At 66.3% G+C, this 18610-nt stretch carries 18 protein-coding genes; 15 read left to right on the forward strand and 3 right to left on the reverse strand.

The window, feature by feature from the left end; translation table 11 throughout:
- The first annotated feature begins 7 nt into the window (after positions 1 to 7).
- The 6 genes from ACP693_RS10050 to ACP693_RS10075 all read left to right on the forward strand — a co-directional run bounded on the left by ACP693_RS10050 (position 8) and on the right by ACP693_RS10075 (position 5335).
- Positions 8 to 736, forward strand: a complete 729-nt coding sequence (locus tag ACP693_RS10050; RefSeq protein WP_426017144.1) for an OmpA family protein — start codon at positions 8 to 10, stop codon at positions 734 to 736.
- Positions 737 to 832: 96 nt separating this feature from the next.
- The gene (locus tag ACP693_RS10055; RefSeq protein ID WP_426017142.1) at positions 833 to 1936 is read left to right on the forward strand and encodes a peptidoglycan DD-metalloendopeptidase family protein; all 1104 of its coding nucleotides are present in this window, start codon (positions 833 to 835) and stop codon (positions 1934 to 1936) included.
- A gap of 104 nt (positions 1937 to 2040) precedes the next feature.
- Positions 2041 to 2358 (forward strand): preprotein translocase subunit YajC, encoded by a 318-nt coding sequence (gene yajC / locus ACP693_RS10060; RefSeq protein WP_135195462.1) that lies wholly within the window; start codon positions 2041 to 2043, stop codon positions 2356 to 2358.
- Between the two features lie 34 nt (positions 2359 to 2392).
- Entirely contained in the window at positions 2393 to 3985 is a 1593-nt protein-coding gene (gene secD, locus ACP693_RS10065; protein ID WP_426017140.1) for a protein translocase subunit SecD, read from the forward strand.
- Complete coding sequence (gene secF, locus ACP693_RS10070; protein ID WP_409716267.1) at positions 3985 to 4974, forward strand: protein translocase subunit SecF; 990 nt, start codon at positions 3985 to 3987, stop codon at positions 4972 to 4974. Before secD ends, secF begins: the two co-directional genes overlap by 1 nt.
- Positions 4975 to 5059: 85 nt before the next feature.
- Positions 5060 to 5335: a hypothetical protein gene (locus tag ACP693_RS10075; RefSeq protein ID WP_135195465.1), complete on the forward strand. Its 276-nt coding sequence runs from the start codon at positions 5060 to 5062 to the stop codon at positions 5333 to 5335.
- Between the two features lie 20 nt (positions 5336 to 5355).
- Here ACP693_RS10075 and ACP693_RS10080 read toward each other — a convergent pair whose 3' ends face one another.
- Both ACP693_RS10080 and ACP693_RS10085 read right to left on the reverse strand, forming a co-directional pair.
- Positions 5356 to 5739 (reverse strand): DUF805 domain-containing protein, encoded by a 384-nt coding sequence (locus ACP693_RS10080; protein ID WP_426017137.1) that lies wholly within the window; start codon positions 5737 to 5739, stop codon positions 5356 to 5358.
- A gap of 10 nt (positions 5740 to 5749) precedes the next feature.
- A complete protein-coding gene (locus ACP693_RS10085; RefSeq protein ID WP_426017135.1) occupies positions 5750 to 6955 on the reverse strand; it encodes a pyridoxal phosphate-dependent aminotransferase in 1206 nt (401 codons plus the stop codon).
- 125 nt (positions 6956 to 7080) lie between these two features.
- On the opposite strand from ACP693_RS10085, the gene ACP693_RS10090 reads away from it, so the two are divergent.
- The 9 genes from ACP693_RS10090 to ACP693_RS10130 all read left to right on the forward strand — a co-directional run bounded on the left by ACP693_RS10090 (position 7081) and on the right by ACP693_RS10130 (position 17002).
- Complete coding sequence (locus ACP693_RS10090; RefSeq protein WP_426017133.1) at positions 7081 to 7794, forward strand: TVP38/TMEM64 family protein; 714 nt, start codon at positions 7081 to 7083, stop codon at positions 7792 to 7794.
- Between the two features lie 73 nt (positions 7795 to 7867).
- Positions 7868 to 8323: a hemerythrin domain-containing protein gene (locus ACP693_RS10095; protein ID WP_426017131.1), complete on the forward strand. Its 456-nt coding sequence runs from the start codon at positions 7868 to 7870 to the stop codon at positions 8321 to 8323.
- A gap of 209 nt (positions 8324 to 8532) precedes the next feature.
- A complete protein-coding gene (locus ACP693_RS10100) occupies positions 8533 to 9573 on the forward strand; it encodes a rod shape-determining protein (RefSeq protein WP_135195469.1) in 1041 nt (346 codons plus the stop codon).
- A gap of 151 nt (positions 9574 to 9724) precedes the next feature.
- Complete coding sequence (mreC, locus tag ACP693_RS10105; protein ID WP_426017129.1) at positions 9725 to 10873, forward strand: rod shape-determining protein MreC; 1149 nt, start codon at positions 9725 to 9727, stop codon at positions 10871 to 10873.
- Positions 10870 to 11388 carry a hypothetical protein gene (locus ACP693_RS10110; protein WP_426017128.1) on the forward strand — a complete coding sequence of 173 codons (519 nt, stop codon included), beginning with the start codon at positions 10870 to 10872 and terminating at the stop codon, positions 11386 to 11388. Before mreC ends, ACP693_RS10110 begins: the two co-directional genes overlap by 4 nt.
- The gene (gene mrdA / locus ACP693_RS10115; protein ID WP_426017126.1) at positions 11385 to 13415 is read left to right on the forward strand and encodes a penicillin-binding protein 2; all 2031 of its coding nucleotides are present in this window, start codon (positions 11385 to 11387) and stop codon (positions 13413 to 13415) included. Before ACP693_RS10110 ends, mrdA begins: the two co-directional genes overlap by 4 nt.
- Positions 13412 to 14566, forward strand: a complete 1155-nt coding sequence (gene rodA, locus ACP693_RS10120) for a rod shape-determining protein RodA (protein ID WP_426017124.1) — start codon at positions 13412 to 13414, stop codon at positions 14564 to 14566. The genes mrdA and rodA overlap by 4 nt, the downstream gene beginning before the upstream one ends.
- Before the next feature lie 131 nt (positions 14567 to 14697).
- A complete protein-coding gene (locus ACP693_RS10125; protein WP_426017122.1) occupies positions 14698 to 15879 on the forward strand; it encodes an acyl-CoA dehydrogenase family protein in 1182 nt (393 codons plus the stop codon).
- A gap of 4 nt (positions 15880 to 15883) precedes the next feature.
- Positions 15884 to 17002, forward strand: a complete 1119-nt coding sequence (locus ACP693_RS10130) for an acyl-CoA dehydrogenase family protein (protein WP_426017121.1) — start codon at positions 15884 to 15886, stop codon at positions 17000 to 17002.
- Positions 17003 to 17201: 199 nt separating this feature from the next.
- Here ACP693_RS10130 and ACP693_RS10135 read toward each other — a convergent pair whose 3' ends face one another.
- Entirely contained in the window at positions 17202 to 18521 is a 1320-nt protein-coding gene (locus tag ACP693_RS10135; RefSeq protein WP_426017119.1) for an Hsp70 family protein, read from the reverse strand.
- Positions 18522 to 18610 lie beyond the last annotated feature (89 nt).

Raw genomic sequence — 18610 nt, forward strand, 5'->3', positions numbered from 1 at the left:
CCGTGGGTTGAGCCTGCATGGTTCGCCGATGGTCCGCTCATCGCTCGCCGCCGCCATCTTTCTGTTTTCAACGACGACTGTCGGGGCGCAGACATGGCCGGTTTGTTTCGAGGACGGAGCCATACTTACGCCGGAAGGATATCGCGCCCTTCGAGAAGCGCGTGAAGCCTACGAGCAGGGGCCTGAATGGGCTTCGACGGTTACGCTCTATGCGCAACCCGGTTACGATGAAGCTGATCCAGCCGCGAAAGAACGCCTGACTGTCGTCCATCTGGAAGTCATTCACGCTGGCTTCTCACCCGCGATTGAAATCCTGAAACCCTATGAAAGCGCGGAGCCACACTGTGTTTCGATATCTGTCAGACGGCTTGAAGCCGGCCGGCCGCCGTCTTTGAGAACATGGCACTACTATCCCGTTTTCTTCGATAGCGGCAGTGCTGTGGTTGACCCAAAGGCGATGTCGGCTTTGAGGGTCTACGCCGCGACCTACCAGCCTGGAATGCGGGTCGTATTGCATGGCTTTACTGACACGGCAGGATCGCCGGAGGTCAATCTGGCGCTGAGCCGGCGTAGGATCGACGCTGTCACGGACGCCTTCATTCGATTGGGCGTTCATGCTCGGGACGTCGAGACGACGGCGTATGGCGAGACAAATCTCATGAGACCGACTGCCGACGGCGTATCCTATTGGATGAACCGCAGGGTGGGGATCGATATGCGGATGCAGCCCCGTTAACCTTCGCGCCCCAATTCCGCGACGATTGCGGGGTTGGCTTATGGGGCGCGAGCGGGCACACCGGGCGGGCGAGTTTAACCATGTGAGGAGCAGCCGGTGGCGGTGATTTCGGGCTGGATGAGAGCGGTTCTGGTGGCGGGGGCGTCGCTGAGCACGGCGGCCTGCATCAGCTATCCGTCCGAGCCGCGCTATTCGACGCATGCGAATCCGGCGCCGGCGCAAGGACAGGGCGCCTATCCGCAGCAGCCGGCCTATCCTAACGCACCGCAAGGCCAGCCCAATCAACCGGCGCCCTATGAGTCGCCGCCGCCTGCGACGGCGCCCATCGGTCAGGTGGAGGGCGGGGCCTTGCCGCCGACCGTCAGCGTGGGGCCGAGCCAGCCGGCCTATCAGCCGCCGACCGCTCAGCCGCCCGCCTATACGCCGGCGCCCTATCCGTCGTCGTCCGCGCCGGTTCGTCCGGGCGCGGCCTATGTGATCCAGCCGGGCGACACGATTTCGGGCGTCGGGCGGCGGTTCCAGACGCCGGTGCAGACGCTGATCGACCTGAACGGTCTGGGTCCGCGCGGGGCCATCACGACGGGCCAGCGAATCATCCTGCCGGAAGCGGCGGTGGACACCGGAAACGATCCTTACGCGACCGGGCCTTCGCCCGTCGGGGTTCTGGTGCCGAACAATGGCGTGGTCCCGCCGCCGCCGCCGCCGCCCTCGGGCAATGCGGCCCTGCCGGTGCAGACGCGACCAGCGACCCAACCCTTTACGTCGGGATCGGCCCAGGCGCCGGCCGCCCAAGGGCCTGTCGCCGCCGGACAGCCGAACCTGCTGTGGCCCGTGCGGGGCGACATCGTGCGGCGGTTCGGCCCGGTCGGGATGGGGGAGCGCAACAACGGCGTGAACATCGGCGCGTCTGCGGGCGCGGCGGTCAGCGCCTCGGCGGCCGGGCGCGTGGCCTATGTCGGCGACGATCTGGTGGGGCAGGGGCTGACGGTGCTGATCGTTCACGCCAACGGCTGGCGCACGGTCTATGGCCATCTGGGTTCGGCGACGGTGCGTGACGGCGAGGACGTGCGGGCGGGTCAGCAGATCGGCACCGTGGGTCTGACGGCCGGCGACGGACGCCCCTCTATCCACTTTGAGACCCGCCAGATGCGAGGCGACGACCCCGTCGCGGTCGATCCCCTGACGGTATTGCCGCGCTGATCGATTTAGTCGCGTTGCAATCCGCGAGGCGCGGCCCTAGGTTCCGCGCCTCGTTTTAATGGGGCGCCGACGAGGGCTGCCCCTTCTATGTTCGGAGACTACCCATGGGCGGAGCGGCTGACGGCGGCTTGATGGCGCAACTGATCGGCTTCGCGCCCATCATCGGCATCTTCATCCTGTTCTACTTCCTGCTGATCCGTCCGCAGCAGAAGCGCGCCAAGGAACACGCGACCGCCATCGGCGCGGTCAAGCGTGGCGACACCGTCGTCCTGGGCAGCGGCATGATCGGCAAGGTCACCCGCGTCGAAGAGGCCGAGGTCAATGTCGAGATCGCGCCCAGCGTCAACGTGCGCGTGGTCAAGTCCATGATCGCCGAGGTGCGCAACCGCACCGCCATCGCCGCCAACGATTCCAAGGCCTGATACGCTCGCGTATCGCTGAACCGAGACCGCCCTCATGATTCAGCTGTCGCGCTGGAAAGTCATACTCGTCGTCGCTGCGGCCGTCTTCGGTTGCCTGTTCGCATTCCCGAACGTGCTGTCGGATGCCCAACGCGAGGCGCTGCCGGGCTTTGTGCCCAAGAACAAGCTGAACCTGGGGCTGGATCTTCAGGGCGGGTCGTATCTGCTGCTGGAAGTCGATGTGCCGGCGATGCGCGAGAAGCGCATCACCAACCTGATCGAAGACGTTCGGGTCACGCTGAGCGGCGCAGGCATCGCCACCAACGGCTTCCAGCGTGAAGCCGGCGGCGTGGTCGTCACCCTGGCCAATCCGGCCCAGAACGATGCGGCCTTTACGGCGCTGCAGCAGCTGGCCGGCCAGGCCGGGGCGGGCGGTCAGGTCGAACGCGCAGCGACGCGCCTGGGCAATAACCGTATCCGCTTCGCCTATACCGACGCCGCGCTGAACGGCATGGGCGCGACGGCCGTGGACCAGTCGATCGAGGTGGTGCGCCGCCGGATCGACAGCCTGGGCACGCGCGAACCCTCCATCACTCGTCAGGGCGCCGACCGCATCGTGGTCCAGGCGCCAGGCGAGAGCGATCCGTCCAAGCTGGAAGAAGTCATCGGCCAGACGGCCCAGCTGACGTTCCAGATGGTGGATGTCGAAAACTCGGTCACCGAGGCCCAGGCGGGCCGCGTCCCGCCGGATTCCGAGCTGCTGGTCGGCGAGGACGGCACCCCCTATCTGGTCAAGAAACGCGTGCTGGTGTCGGGCGAGAACCTGACCCGTGCAGGCGTCGGTTCGGACCAGAGCGGCCGTCCGGCCATCGACTTCCGCTTCGACGGGGCCGGCGCACGCCGGTTCGGCGAAGCGACCGCGGCAAACCTGGGCAAGCCCTTCGCCATCATTCTGGACGGCAAGGTCATCTCGGCCCCGACGATCCAGAGCGCGATCACCAGCGGCTCGGGTCAGATCACCGGCACCTTCTCCATTCAGGAAGCGGCGACCCTGGTGAACCTGCTGAACGGCGGGGCCCTGCCGGCGCCGCTGAACGTCGAGGAACGTCGGACCGTGACGGCCGAGCTGGGCGCCGATGCGGTGCAGGCCGGCGCCTTGTCGACGGCTGTGGGCTTCGGCATCATCGTCCTGTTCATGATCCTGGCCTACGGCTTCCTGTTCGGCGGCGTGTCCGTGATCGGCTTGGTGCTGAACGGTGTGCTGATCGTGGCGGCCATGTCGCTGACCCAGGCCACACTGACATTGCCGGGCATCGCTGGTCTGATCCTGACCTTCGCTGTCGCCGTGGACGCCAATGTGCTGATCTATGAGCGGATGCGCGACGAGGCCCGGTCGGGCCGCAGCGTGATCGCCAGCATGGACGCCGGGTTCAACAAGGCCTGGGGCACGATCCTGGACGCCAACGTCACCACCCTGGTGGCGGCGGGGATCATGTTCATCTTCGGCGCCGGCCCGGTGCGCGGCTTCGCCTGGACGCTGAGCATCGGCGTCTTCACCTCGGTGTTCTCGTCGGTTCTGGTGGCCCAGGTGCTGCTGGCCTACTGGCTCAAGACCGCCAAGCCCAAAAAACTGCCGATCGCGGAGTGATGGCGATGCGTGGATGGCCCTTCATCAAACTTCTGCCGCAGAAGACGAACTTTCATTTCGTCAAATACGCCCGAGCCGCGGGCGTACTGTCGGTGGTTCTGTGCGTCGCCTCGATCATCGCCTGCTTCTATCCGGGCCTGAACATGGGCATCGACTTCCGGGGCGGCGCCTCGATGGAGGTGTCCAAGCCCGCCGGTCAGGTGATCGAACTGGATCGCGTGCGCGAGGCCGTGAACGGCCTGAACCTGGGCGACGTCCAGGTGCAGGGCATCGCGCGCCGCGACACCAACGCGGATGACGGCTCGACCGCTATCCTGCGCTTCCAGGTGCCGGAAGGCCGCGACCAGACCCAGGTGGTCAATCAGGTCGAGAGCACGATCAGCCAGACCGTCGGCGCGGTCCAGTATTCGGGCGTCAGCGTCGTCGGCTCCAAGGTGTCGGGTGAACTGTTCACCTCGGGCCTGCTGGCGCTCGCCGTCGCGATCGGGCTGATGTTCCTCTACATCTGGTTCCGGTTCGAGCCGCAGTTCGGCTTCGGCGCCGTGATCGGCCTGCTGCACGACGTGATCCTGACGTTCGGGCTGATCGTGCTGTTCAAGCTGGAGTTCAGCCTGAACATGGTGGCCGCGATCCTGACCGTCATCGGCTATTCGATGAACGACACCGTGGTGGTGTTCGACCGTCTTCGCGAGAACCTGCGCAAATACAAGACCATGCCGCTACGCGAGGTGATTGACCTGTCGCTGAACGAGACCCTGTCGCGAACCATCATCACCGGCGTGACCGCCGTCATGGTGCTGGCGGCGCTGGCCGTTTTCGGCGGCGAGGCCCTGTTCGGCTTCTCCATCGCCCTGATGTTCGGCATCATCATCGGCACCTATTCGTCGATCTATGTCGGCGCGCCGATCATCCTGCTGTGGGGCGTCAAGCGCGGCACGCTGGCCGACGACGCCAAGCCGATCAAGCTGGGCATGGCCAGCCGGCCGTAGGTCGGGCGCCATCGAAGAAATCAGGCCGCCCTTGCATCGCTTGGGCGGCCTTTTCCTTGGGCGCCGTCCATGCAAGGCTAGGCTTATGAAAGCTCTCGCCATCACCGTCACCGCCATCGCCCTGACCGGCGCCCTGTCCGCCTGCACCGACAGCAAGCGCGCGCGTAATGACGCCACTTGGGGCGACAAGCCGGCGGACATCACCTGCTGGACCTATGGGGTGGAGAACTTCAAGGGGCGCTCGACCGGCAAGGTCGAATATGACGACGGCGGCCGGATCTCGTTCGTGGATGCGGCGAACAATCGCTACACCACCATCGATGGCGATTGCCGGGTCGTCTATACGCAGCCGAGCACCTAAAGGCCGGGGCTGGTACGAACTCAGTCGATACCGCGCCAAGCACACCGCAGCTCCTTGGTTGGAGAAAACCAGAGCGTGATAATCAGCGCTTGGCCTAGCCCCGGAATTAAGATCGCAAGGGATAGCCAAGGCCAGAAGCCGGCATCCCGCAATCGTCGCGTAGTCATGGCGATCAGAAGCCAAATGCAGAAGGCGCCGATTAGAAGGATTTCGGGAACGCCCGGTATTCCAATTAAGGGGCCTTCGTAATCTCGATTACCCAGCGACGTCAGAAGGAGATAAAATAATCCCGCTGGGACGACGACGAGGTGGAACAGACATGTCCACCAGAAGTACGGCTCAATCCTTGTTCTGCCGAGGAGACTTAGGAAGTGCGGGCCCGAATTCGGTTTTTTCGGGCCCACGTATCTGTCCTCAGCGCAGCGAGGCGGCGAAGCGCTGGATGCGGGTGCAGGCTTCTTCCAGCACGGCGTCCGAGGTGGCGTAGCTGATGCGGAAATAGGGCGACAGGCCGAAGGCCTCGCCCTGGACCACGGCGACACCCTCGGCGTTCAGAAGTTCGGCGGCGAAGGTGGAATCACCGTCGATGACCACGCCGTTGTCCGTCGTCTTGCCGATCAGGCCGGCGATGGACGGATAAACGTAGAAGGCGCCTTCCGGCGTTGCGCAGGTGATCCCCGTCGCCTGGTTCAGCATCGAGACGACCAGGTCGCGGCGCTTCTCGAAGGCGGCCTTGCGCTCGGGGATGAAGTCCTGGGTTCCGTTCAGGGCCTCGACGGCCGCCCACTGGCTGATGCTGGCGGGGTTTGAGGTCGTCTGGCTGGCCACCTTGCGCATCAGGTCGATCAGCGGCTTGGGGCCGCCCGCATAGCCGATGCGCCAGCCGGTCATGGCATAGGCCTTGGAGACGCCGTTGACCGTCAGTGTACGGTCGGTCAGGTCGGGCGCCACCTGGGCGATGGTGGTGTATTCGAAGTCGCCATAGACGAGGTGCTCGTACATGTCGTCGGTCAGAACCCAGACATGGGGGTGGCGGCGAAGCACATCGGCAAGGGCCAGCAGCTCGGCCTTGGTGTAGGCGGCGCCGGTCGGGTTGGACGGGCTGTTCAGGATCAGCCACTTCGTCTTCGGCGTGATCGCGGCCTCCAGCACGGCAGGCAGCAGCTTGAAGCCGTCCTTCCCCTCGCCGACCACGGTGACGGGTTCGCCGCCCGCCAGCAGGACCATGTCGGGATAGCTGACCCAGTAGGGGGCGGGCACGATGACTTCGTCGCCGGGGTTCAGGGTGGCGACCAGGGCGTTGAAGATGACGGGCTTGCCGCCCGGCGCGACGTGGATGTTCGCGGCCGTATAGTCCAGGCCGTTCTCGCGCTTGAACTTGGCGACAATGGCGGCCTTCAGCTCGGGCATGCCGTCGGCGTCGGTGTATTTGGTCTCGCCGCGGTGGATCGCGTCGATGGCGGCCTGTTTGATGTTCTCGGGGGTGTCGAAGTCGGGTTCTCCGGCGCCCAGCCCAATCACGTCGCGACCTTCGGCTTTAAGCTTTCGCGCCTGGGCGGTCACGGCGATGGTGGCCGAAGGCTTGACGCGGGCGAGGGCGGAAGATTGCAGGCTGGACATGACTATCCCGTGGGTTTTGGAAGATTCTTGCCTGGGGAGGGCGGGGTTGTTTACGCGCGGTCGCGGCGCGGGACAATGCGCTGAAGCTCGCCAATGCGCGGGCGGGGTGTTAAGCGGCGCCTCTGATGCGCTGGATCATCGATTTCCTGTCGAACATGGAGGCGCGTCGCTGGCGCGCCGTGCTGGCGACGGCCCTGTTGCTGGGCGCGATGATCGCCCTGTTCGCCGTGGGCAAGAGCCAGCTGGGGCTGGACGCCGAGGGGCGGCTGGAGGACTGGCTAGCCGGGTTCCGGCAGGGGCCGTGGGGGCTGGTCGCGGCCATCGTGGTGTTCACGGTCTCGGCCTTTTTCGGTGCGCCGCAGTTCATCCTGATCGCCGCCTGCGTCGTGGCGTTCGGGCCGTGGTTCGGGTTTCTGTACAGCTGGATCGCGACCGTGGTGTCGGCGGGCGTGACCTATTGGCTGGGGCGGGGACCGACGGCGCGGCTGCTGGAGCGCCACGGCGGGCGCACCGTCGGGCGGCTGACCCGGTTCGTCGGCAAGAACGGCTTCTACGCCAGCTTCATGATCCGCAATGTGCCGTCCGCGCCCTTCATCGTCGTCAATATGGCTTTCGGCGCCGCGCGGACGTCGTTTCCGGCGTTCCTGGCCGGGTGCGCACTTGGGGTGCTGCCCAAGACGGCGCTGGTCGCCTTCTTCGGCGGATCCTTCATGACGGCGGTCAGTGGGGACGGGATCTGGACCTCGGCCATACTGGCGGGCGTGGCTCTGGCGTGGCTGATCCTGATGCTGGTGGTGCGCGAAGTGGTGAAGCGGCGCGAGACCGCGCGGGGCGACTGAGGGAATTCGCCTAGTAAGCCATTTAGAAGTGGTTCACCCAAAGGTTGCAGCATGCCGGTTGGGAGGTATCGCGATGGACGTCGAGATACTGAAGGCGCAGCACCGCCGGATCATTCGCCTGGCCAGCGCATTGGGCGGCTTGGCCGAAACCCTGAAGACGCAGGACGACGCTTCTCGTGCGCGAGAGCTGATGACCGCGCTGAACGCGGCCTTGATCGAACACCTCGCGATCGAAGACGGCGAACTCTATCCTGTGCTGATGAAGGCGGATGATGCGTCGGTTCGTCAGCTGGCGGAGCATTATGTCGATGACATGGGCGCGATCAGCGGCGCCTGGGCGCATTATTTCGGCGAGTGGTCGCAGGCCCGCATCCTGTCGGATCGGAGCCGGTTCGCTGTGGCGACCAAGGGGCTGATCGGCGCCCTGGCGCACCGGGTCGAGCGCGAGGACGACACCCTTTATCCGGCGATGGAGGCGGCGGACGCACGATCGGCACCATCGCGGGACGAGGACGCCGGTTCGGTCTGAGCCCTGCATCCACATCAGATGCGAACCCCATATGACGAGACCGTCATCAGGGCTTGTAATCCCGGTTTCATACAGGCACACCCGCCGCTAGTAGGCGTGGCGAAGACGATCAGGAACTGTCCGGCGTGGGGATGTCAGGGCAGTTGGGGCGTCGCCAGGTCGACTGAGATAACCAGACGCCCTGCCAGCTAACAACGGTATCGATTCCCATGAGTTTTTCCCTTTTCGGCGCGATCTCGAATGACATCGCGATGGACCTGGGCACCGCCAACACCCTGATCTACATGAAGGGCAAGGGCATCGTCCTGAACGAGCCGTCGGTCGTGGCGCTGAGAAACGTCGGCGGCCGCAAGGTCGTCCACGCCGTGGGCATAGAGGCCAAGCAGATGCTGGGCCGCACCCCCGGTCACATGGAGGCGATCCGCCCCATGCGCGACGGCGTCATCGCCGACTTCGAAGTCGCCGAAGAGATGATCAAACACTTCATCCGCAAGGTTCATAACCGCAAGGGCTTCGTGAACCCCAAGATCATCGTCTGCGTGCCGTCCGGCGCCACGGCGGTCGAGCGTCGCGCCATCAACGACAGCTGCCTGAACGCCTCGGCCCGCCGCGTGGGCCTGATCGACGAGCCGATGGCCGCCGCGATCGGCGCCGGCCTGCCGATTCACGAGCCGACCGGCTCGATGGTCGTCGACATCGGCGGCGGCACGACGGAAGTCGCCGTGCTGTCTCTGTCGGGCATCGTCTATTCGCGTTCGGTCCGCGTCGGCGGCGACAAGATGGACGACAGCATCATCAGCTACATGCGTCGCAACCATAACCTTCTGATCGGCGAAACGACCGCCGAACGCATCAAGAAGGACATCGGCACCGCCCGTATCCCGGCCGACGGCGAAGGCCTGTCGATCGAGGTCAAGGGTCGCGACCTGATGCAGGGCGTGCCGCGCGAAGTCCGTATCTCGGAACGCCAGGCCGCCGAAGCCTTGGCCGAGCCGGTCACCCAGATCATCGAGGCCGTGAAGGTCGCGCTGGAAGCCACCCCGCCGGAACTGGCTGCCGACATCGCCGACAAGGGCATCATGCTGACCGGCGGCGGCGCTCTGCTGCGCGGCCTGGACATCGAAATCCGTGATCACACCGGCCTGCCGGTCTCGGTGGCTGACGATCCGCTGTCGTGCGTCGCTATCGGTTGCGGCCGCGTTCTGGAACACCCGCGCTGGATGAAGGGCATCCTCGACTCCGCGCTCTGATGATTATCGTTGCGGCCAAGTGAGAGCTTGGCCGCAAATCCTTGTCAGGCCTGCGTGATCACGGTTCCATTCCGGCCTTGATCCTGCGATAGGCAGGCCTAGCGGCAGGGGGCGTCCTGCCGATTCCAACCCTTTGAGTGGAAGGTCGCCCGTGGCGTTTCGCGACGGCCCTTTTGAAAACATCAAGGTGCCGCTGGCGTGGACCGCTGCGGTGGTCGTTGTCGTGGCCGTCATCGGGGCGATTTTCCTGTTGCTGGGCGACCGGACGACGCCCGAGGGCGGATCCAGCATGGGCGCCGCGCGCGGCGGATTCGAAGCGGCGGCGGGGCCGGTGGGCGGCGTTTTCGCCGCGCCGGTGCGCTGGGGCGGCGCCGCCAGAGACTATGTCGGCGGCTATTTCTTTGCGATCGGCGAGAACCGCCGCCTGAAGGCCGAGATCGCTGAACTGCGCGGCTGGCGCGACGAAGCGATCGCACAGAAGAATATCAATGGTCGGTATGAAGCCTTGCTGGGTCTGCGCACCGAGCCGGCGGTCGCCATGGCGACGGGGCGGGCGATCTCGGACGCGCGTGGACCGTTCAACCGCGCCAAGCTGATCGATGTCGGCTCGGCCAAGGGCGTGCGCATCGGCAATCCGGTCGTTACCGAACACGGATTGGTCGGTCGCATATCCGGCGTGACCAGCGGCGTCAGTCGCGTGGTCCTGCTGACCGACGTGGCCTCGCGCACGCCGGTCATGATCGAGCGCACCGATGCGCGCGCCATGCTGACCGGCGACGGCGGCGACAGTCCCCGGCTTGAGTTCATTCGCGGCGCAGGGTCGATCCAGGCGGGCGACCGCATCCTTAGCTCGGGCGACGGCGGCGGTTTGCCGCGCGGTCTGCCGGTCGGGGTGGCGGCCAAGGGCGTCGACGGCGCCTGGCGCGTCAAACTGTTCAGCGATCACGGCGCGGTGGATTATGTCCGTGTGCTGTTGTTCCAGACCTTCGGCCAACTGGTCAGCCCGGATGCCCTGAATGCGCCGCCGCTGGCGGGGCTGGACACGGCGCCTGAGCCGAACGCCGCCGAGGCCGGGGCGATTCGCGACGCCGCCGCTCGCCGTCAGACGGCGCAGCAGGCCCAGGCGGAGCGCGCTCGCGCTGCTGCGGCGGCTCCGGTCATTCCTGCTGCCGGGCCTTCGACGACGCCAAACGCCGCACGGCCTGCGACGACGGCGCCGAGACCCGCCGTTGCGACGCCGCCGCCTGCGGCAGTCGCGGCTCCGACGGTCCCCACAGATGCTCCGGGGGGCGCGGCGTGAGACGGCCGGTCGCGGTCCGTGTCGTCGGACCTCTGCAGTGGATTGTCTATCCGGCCCTGGTCGTCCTCGCCGCCACCGTCGTCCTGGGAACGCCGATCCAGATGTTCGGCCTGCATCTGCCGGAGCCGGTGATCCCGATGATTCTTGCCTTCGCCTGGCCTCTGATCCGTCCGTCGATGACGGCGCCGGCGGTTCTGTTTCTGGTCGGGCTTTTCCTCGACCTGTTCTGGAATGCGCCTCTCGGTCTTTGGGCGCTGTGCCTGATGGCGGTCTATGGGACGGTGCTGCTGTCGCGTAACCTGCTGGCGGGCCATGAGGGACTTGTTCGGTTCGGCGCCTATGCCGCCTGCACCCTGGGCGCCTTTTTGTTGGCCTATCTGGTTGTGACGATGCGGGCGGCGAATGCGCCGGCGCTGTTGCCGCTGATCGGTCAGGTCTTGCCGACGCTGCTGCTGTTTCCGATCGCCAACTGGATGCTTGAGCGGTTCGACGACGGGGATATTCGGTTCAGATGAGCGGCGAACCCTCCATCTTCTTTGCGGACGTGAACGAGCGTCAGGGGTCGTTCCTGCGGCGGACCTTCGTGCTGGGCGGGGTATCGGCGCTGGGCATCACGGCCCTGATCGGGCGGCTGGGCCAGTTGCAGGTCGTTCAGGCCCAGGAGTATGCGACCCTGTCGTCGCAGAACCAGTTCAACTTCCGCATGGTGCCGCCGCCTCGCGGCCTGATCAAGGACCGAAACGGCGTCGTCATCGCCGGCAACCGCCCCAGTTTCCGGGTGCTGGTCGTGCGCGACGAGACCAAGGATCTGGATCAGACGCTGGACCTGCTGGGGCGGTTGCTGCCCGATACGCTGGAGCGGCGACGGGCCATCATCCGCGACGTCAATGCGGCGTCCAAGTTCAATCCCGTGCCGGTCAAGAGCGACCTGACCTGGGAAGAGTTCGCCAAGGTCAACCAGTACGCCAACGAACTGCCGGGCGTGATGGTCGATATGAACGAGGCGCGTTACTATCCGTTCGGCGGAGCGTTCGCCCATGCCATCGGCTATGTGGCCAAGGTGTCGGACCGGGACGTCAAGGCAATCCGCGACAAGGGCGAGCAGCCGCCGGCCCTGTTGTTCAACCCCAGCTTCCGTATCGGTCGCCAGGGCGTCGAAAAGGCGCTGGACCTGTCGCTGCGCGGCGAGCCGGGCGGCAACCGGGTCGAGGTTGATGCTCGCGGGCGGGTGGTCGCCGAAGACATCGGCGGCTCGCGGCCAGCGGTGCCCGGCAAGGAAGTCATCCTGACGCTGGACGCCGACGTGCAGAACCGGGCGCTTGAGGTGTTTGGCGACGAGTCCGGGGCCTGTGTCGTCATGGACGTCCGCAACGGCGACATCCTGTGCATGATGTCGGCGCCGTCGTTCGATCCTAACCTGTTCGTCGGCGGGGTGCCGACCAAGACCTATCGCGCCTTGGCGGATTACGAGCGCAAGCCCTTGCTCGACAAGACGCTGAACGGCACCTTCCCGCCGGGATCGACCTTCAAGCCGACGACGGCGCTGGCCTTGCTGGAGGCGGGCGTCGATCCGAACCTGACGGTGTTCTGCTCGGGTTCGTATCGTACCGGCAACCGGACGCAGCGCTGCTGGGGCCGGCACGGCACCCAGAACATGCACGACGCGATCAAGAACTCCTGCGACGTCTATTTCTACGCCATGTGCAATCGCGCGGGCGTCGACAATATCCGCAAGGCGGGCCTGGCCCTGGGCTTCGAGCATGAGTTCGACATCGGCGTCGGCAACCAGCGCAAGGGCCTGTTGCCGTCCACGGAATGGAAGGCCCGGACCTTCCCGCGTGATCCCGTCTGGCATCCGGGCGAGACGACGTCGGTCGCCATCGGGCAGGGGGCCATCACCGTCAACGCCCTGCAGCTGGCGGTCATGACCTCGCGCTTGGCGAACGGCAAGAAACAACTGCAGCCGCGGCTGATCAAGTCGATCGGCGGCGTCGAACAGCCCAGCGGGGCAGAGGCGCCGGACTTGCCGTTCGATCCCGCCCACGTCGAATATGTGCGCCAAGGCATGATCGCCGTGGCCAACGACCGCTCCGGCACGGCCTATCGTCAGAGCCAGCTGGGGCTTGGCGACATCCAGATGGCGGGCAAAACCGGCACGGCCCAGGTCCGCAACTATGGCACCGGCTCACGCAAGAGCGAGATCTGGGCGCTGAAGGACCACAACCTGTTCGTGGCCTTCGCGCCGGTCGATGCGCCGAGATACGCCGTCGCCATCATCGTGGAGCACGGCGGCAAGGGTGGAGCGACCGCCGGCGCGCCGCGCGCCCGCGAAGTGATGCGTACGGTCCTGTTGAAGGATCCCGACATGCGTGCGCGGATCGAGCGGCCGCTGCCGCCCGAACCGACGGGGGCCGCCATCGTCGAGGACGGCGTGGTCGGCGCTGCGCCCGAGCCGGATGTGGTCGCGACGCCTCAAGCCCCCCGAGCTGCGCCTACGACGACCAGCGGCCCGCGCCCCTATCTGTCCGAGCCGCGTCGTTGACCGCATCCGCCCTGTCACGTCCCGGCGAGCGCGAACGCGTCTCGACCAAGATCGGCCAGATCGACTGGCGGCTGACGGCGCTTCTGTGCGTCGTGTCCGGCACCGGCGCCCTGATGCTCTATTCGGTGGCGGGCGGTTCGTGGTCGCCGTGGGCGGCGAAGCATCTGATCCGGTTCGGCATGTGTCTGGCGCTGATGCTAGCGCTGTCGATGATCAACATCCGCTACTGGTTCGCCCTGGCCTATCCCATCTACGGCATGGCGCTATTCATGCTGGCGCTGGTGGAGACGCCGCTGGGCTATACGGCCTTGGGCGCCACGCGATGGCTGGATCTGGGCTTCATACGTCTTCAGCCGTCCGAGATCATGAAGATCGGCGTCGTGCTGGCCTTGGCGCGCTGGTATCACGGCGCATCAGCCAAGGAGGCGAGCCTTCACTGGAAGCTGATCTTCCCGGTCGGGATCATCGGCCTGCCGTTCCTGCTGGTCGCGCACCAGCCCGATCTGGGCTCGGCCATGCTGATCGGCATGACCGGGGCTGCCATCATGTTCGTCGCAGGCCTGAGCTGGCGGATCATCCTGCCTCTGATCGTCGCCGCGGCCGTGTTGGTGCCGCCCTATGTCATGTTCGGCATGCACGACTATCAGCGCCATCGGGTGCTGACCTTCCTGAACCCCGAGGCCGACATGTCGGACAAGGGCTATCAGATCGTGCAGTCCAAGATCGCCATGGGATCGGGCGGGCCGCTGGGGCGCGGATTCGGCTTGGGCAGCCAGAGCCAGCTGGAGTTCCTGCCCGAGCGCCAGACCGACTTCATCTTCGCCGCCTTCGCCGAGGAGTTCGGCTTTATCGGCACCTTCACCCTGCTGGCCTGTTATGCGGCCATCATCCTGATCTCGTTGAGGATCGCCTCATTGTCGCACAGCCACTTCGGGCGATTGGCGGCGTCGGGGGTGACGGCGACGTTCGCGCTGTATGTGCTGATCAACGGGGCGATGGTGATGGGGCTGGCGCCCGTGGTGGGCGTGCCGATGCCGCTGCTGTCCTATGGCGGCACCGTCATGCTGACCGTCATGATCGGGTTCGGCCTGGTGATGGCGACGCGGGTCCACCGATACGCCGAACTGCCCAAGGGTCATGGGCTGATCTGACGTTACGTCAGCTAAGTGATCGGCATTCAGGTTTCGCTTCCTAAGGCGGCGATTTCGCGGATAAGCTCTCTTCCAAAGATGTTTCGCATCGGCTCAGGCCGGTCAGCGACGCACGCCATGGGAGACGATGGATGACCGATCTGGAGCGATTTCGCGCCGAGACGCGCGACTGGCTGGAGGCGAACTGCCCGGCCGAATGTCGCGGGCCGATGGCCGACGACGAGATGATCTGGGGCGGGCGCGACGCCACGTTCAAGACGTCGGCGCACAAGTTGTGGCTGCAGCGGATGGGCGCGCGGGGCTGGACGGCGCCGGAATGGCCCAAGGAATACGGCGGAGGAGGCCTCAGCCGCGAGGAGGCCAAGGTGCTGGCCTCCGAGCTGCGGCGCATCAAGGCGCAGCCGGCCCTGGCCAGTTTCGGCGTTTGGATGCTGGGCCCGGCGCTGCTGGCCTTCGGGACCGAGGAACAGAAGAAACGTTTCCTGCCCGAGATCGTGCGCGGCGAAATCCGCTGGTGCCAGGGCTATTCCGAGCCGGGGGCCGGGTCGGACCTGGCCGCCATCCAGACGCGGGCCGAGGATCGGGGCGATCACTGGATCATCAACGGCCAGAAGATCTGGACCTCCTATGCCGACAAGGCCGACTGGATCTTCTGCCTGGTGCGGACGGACCCGGATGCGCCCAAACATTTGGGCATCAGCTTCGTGCTGTTCGACATGAAGACGCCGGGTGTGACGACGCGGCCCATCACCCTGATCAGCGGCAAGTCGCCCTTCTGCGAGACCTTCTTCGATGATGTGAGGGTGGAGAAGGAGAACCTGGTCGGGACGCTGAACCGGGGCTGGGACGTGGCCAAATATCTGTTGGCGCACGAGCGGACGATGATAGGCGCCATGGGCGAGGTCGGCGGCGGGCGGCCCGTGGGGCAGGTGGCGCTGGACGCCATCGGGGCGGACGAGGCCGGGCGGCTGGACGAACCGATGCTGCGCGCCCGGATCGCGGATCTGGAGATCGACGCCGCCGCCTTCCGCCTAGCGATGGAGCGGGTGGGCGATCAGGTGAAGGCCAAACAGGCGCATCCGGCCATCGCCTCCATGCTGAAATACTATGGGTCCGAGCTGAACAAGCGGCGCCACGAACTGCTGATGGCGGCGGGCGGGTCCGACGCGCTGGAGTGGGAAGGCGAGCGGTCGCACGACGGCAAGACGGCCCGCGACTGGCTGCGGACCAAGGCCAATTCCATCGAGGGCGGCACCAGCGAGGTTCAGTTGAACATCATCGCCAAACACCTGTTGCAACTGCCGGGAGCGTGAGACGATGCCGCTGATCCTGACCGAAGAACAGACGATGTTGCAGGATGCTGCCGACGGCTTCCTGAACGAACAGGCGCCGATCGCGCATATGCGCAAGCTGCGGGACGGGCGCGACGCCGACGGGGTGTCGCGCGACCTGTGGCGGGCGTTCGGCGAGATGGGTTTCGCCGGGGTCATCATTCCCGAGGCGCTGGGCGGCATGGGGCTGGGCGCCGTCGAGGCCGGGGTGATCGCCGAGAGCCTGGGGCGCACCCTGACGCCGTCGCCCTATCTGGGGTCGTCCATTCTGTCGGCCAAGGTGCTGATCGAGGGCGGGTCGCAGGCGCAGCAGGCGTGGCTGCCCAAGGTGGCTGCGGGCGAGGCGATCCTGGCCCTGGCGGTGGACGAGGGCGCCAAGCACGCGCCGTCGCGCATCACGACGCGGGCCGAGCGGGCCGGAAACGGCTTCAAGCTCAACGGGGCCAAGACCTTCGTGCTGGACGGCCATGTGGCGGACGCCCTGATCGTGGCCGCGACGGCAGAGGAGGGGACGACACTGTTCCTGGTCGATCCGGCGACGGCGGGTATCGAGATCGAGCGCACGATGATGGTGGACGCGCACAACGCCGCGCGGGTCACGCTGATCGACGTCGCGGTCGATGCGGACGCGGTGATCGGCGCGGTCGGGGGCGGGGAGGCGTTGCTGGACGGCGCGCTGAGCCTGGGGCGGGCCTGTGCGGCCTCCAGCCTGACGGGCGCGGGCGATCAGGCGTTCAAGACGACGCTGGACTATCTGCGGACCCGCAAACAGTTCGGCAAGCTGATCGGCGAGTTCCAGGCGTTGCAGCACCGGGCCGCGCACCTCTTCTCCGAGCTGGAGCTGGCCCGCGCGGCGACGATCGGCGCCCAGATCGCCATCGACGAGGGGCGCGAGGGGGCGTCTCTGGCGGCCTCCATCGCCAAGGCCAAGGCGGGGCGCGTCGCCGAACTGGCGGTGCAGGAGGCGGTCCAGATGCACGGCGGCGTCGGCATGACCGACGAATACGACGTGGGCCTGTTCATGAAGCGGGTGCGGGTGCTGAACGAACTGCTGGGCGACGCCGGGTTCCACGCCGAACGGGTGGCGCGGGTGCAGGGGTTCTAGGCTCGCCTAAATTATAGACCGTCACCCTCGGGCTTGTCCCGAGGGCCTACGGTTGGTCGAACGCAGTCGTGGACGGGGCAGGCTGCAGTTTGAAAAACTCTGACCGCTAAGTGCGCCTGACCGTAGGCCCTCGGGACAAGCCCGAGGGTGACGAGCGTTTGAAGTCGGACGCGATTTTATCCCTGGCGACTGTGTTCCGCTAACCCGCCTTCTCGCTCCACAGGTCCAAATCCGGCTCGCGGCCGATCAGGGCTAGGCCGGCGGCGATGGATTCGAACTCGCCGCCGGTCTCGATCCGCTCGGAGCCGAAACGGCTCTGGAAGATGGCGCGCACGGCCGGCACGAAGGAGGTGCCGCCGGTCAGGAAGACCCGGTCGATGGCGTCTGTGCCCAGGCCGCTGCGAGCCATGGCCTCGTCCACGGCGCCTTCGATGGCGGCCAGTTCCGGCGCGATCCACCGTTCGAAATCGGCGCGGGCGACCGGCTTTTCGATATGGACGCCGCCGGCCTCGAACAGGAAGGTCGCCGTCTCCTCGGCCGAAAGGGCCATCTTCAACGTGGACACGGCGCGGTACAGGTCATGGCCGTGGTTGTCGTCCAGCACCTCGATCAGGCGTTCGATCTTCTCCGGCTCCAGCGCCGTGCGGGCCAGGGATCGGATGTCGCGCATGTCCCGCGATGCGCGCAGCAGGGCCAGCTGGTCCCAGCGCGCGAAGGCGGAATAATACCGCTGGGGGATCGGCAACTGCTTGCCGACCGAGCTGTAGAGGCCGCCCTTGCCCAGTTCGGGCGAGACCAGCTGGTCGATGATCCGATAGTCGAAGGCGTCGCCCGCCACGCCGACGCCCGACCGCGCCAGCGGCGTCGAACGCAGGCCGTCGTCGGTCCGCTCGAACCGGATGATGGAGAAGTCGCTGGTGCCGCCGCCGAAGTCGGCGACCAGAACCGTGGCGTCCTGCTTCAGCGTGCGCGCGAAATAGAAGGCGGCGCCGACCGGCTCGTGCGCATAGCGAATGTCGGTGAAGCCCAGCCGTTCGAACGCCGTCTGATAGCGTGACAGGGCCAGGGTCTCGTCGGGATTGCCGCCCGCGAAGGTGACGGGGCGGCCGACGATGACGGCGGGCGGGGTGTTCGCCAGTTCGTCGCCCGCATGGTGGCGCAGCCGCAAGAGGAAGGCGGCCAGCAGATCCTCGAACGCATAGCGACGGTTGTCGATACGGGTCTCGGTGAAGGCGGCGCTGGCGGCGAAGGTCTTGAACGACTGGATGAAGCGGGTCTCCAGCGGGTCCTCGACATAGGCGGCGATGGCCCAGGGACCGGCCTCGACCACGCGCTCGGGCGGCTGGCCGTCCACGCCCTGATGAATCTGGAAGCTGAGCGCCGAGCGGAAGGTGGTCGTCTGGCCCTCCAACGCATCGAAGGTCACAAGCCGGGCGAGCCCGTCCGCATCGGTCAGGGCGACGACCGTATTGGTCGTGCCGAAATCGATCCCGATCGTCATCGGTTTCGTCGCCGTCATGGCAGGGCTCCAGGCAGGGGAGCCGGGTTCCTAGCGTCAGGCGGGGCAATAGCAAGGGCTAATGCGGGCGCATGAGAAAACGCCGATGA

Source organism: Brevundimonas sp. TWP1-3, assembly GCF_049896085.1.
In the GTDB taxonomy this organism is placed as follows: Bacteria; Pseudomonadota; Alphaproteobacteria; order Caulobacterales; family Caulobacteraceae; genus Brevundimonas.

Bases quoted from the DNA above. Each gene is read 5' to 3' on its own strand.
- ACP693_RS10075 (WP_135195465.1), top strand. From the start codon at position 5,060: ATGAAAGCTCTCGCCATCACCGTCACCGCCATCGCCCTGACCGGCGCC.
- ACP693_RS10100 (WP_135195469.1), top strand. From the start codon at position 8,533: ATGAGTTTTTCCCTTTTCGGCGCGATCTCGAATGACATCGCGATGGAC.
- ACP693_RS10125 (WP_426017122.1), top strand. From the start codon at position 14,698: ATGACCGATCTGGAGCGATTTCGCGCCGAGACGCGCGACTGGCTGGAG.
- ACP693_RS10095 (WP_426017131.1), top strand. From the start codon at position 7,868: ATGGACGTCGAGATACTGAAGGCGCAGCACCGCCGGATCATTCGCCTG.
- ACP693_RS10085 (WP_426017135.1), bottom strand. From the start codon at position 6,955: ATGTCCAGCCTGCAATCTTCCGCCCTCGCCCGCGTCAAGCCTTCGGCC.
- ACP693_RS10135 (WP_426017119.1), bottom strand. From the start codon at position 18,521: ATGACGGCGACGAAACCGATGACGATCGGGATCGATTTCGGCACGACC.
- yajC (WP_135195462.1), top strand. From the start codon at position 2,041: ATGGGCGGAGCGGCTGACGGCGGCTTGATGGCGCAACTGATCGGCTTC.
- ACP693_RS10090 (WP_426017133.1), top strand. From the start codon at position 7,081: ATGCGCTGGATCATCGATTTCCTGTCGAACATGGAGGCGCGTCGCTGG.
- secD (WP_426017140.1), top strand. From the start codon at position 2,393: ATGATTCAGCTGTCGCGCTGGAAAGTCATACTCGTCGTCGCTGCGGCC.
- ACP693_RS10130 (WP_426017121.1), top strand. From the start codon at position 15,884: ATGCCGCTGATCCTGACCGAAGAACAGACGATGTTGCAGGATGCTGCC.
- mrdA (WP_426017126.1), top strand. From the start codon at position 11,385: ATGAGCGGCGAACCCTCCATCTTCTTTGCGGACGTGAACGAGCGTCAG.
- secF (WP_409716267.1), top strand. From the start codon at position 3,985: ATGGCGATGCGTGGATGGCCCTTCATCAAACTTCTGCCGCAGAAGACG.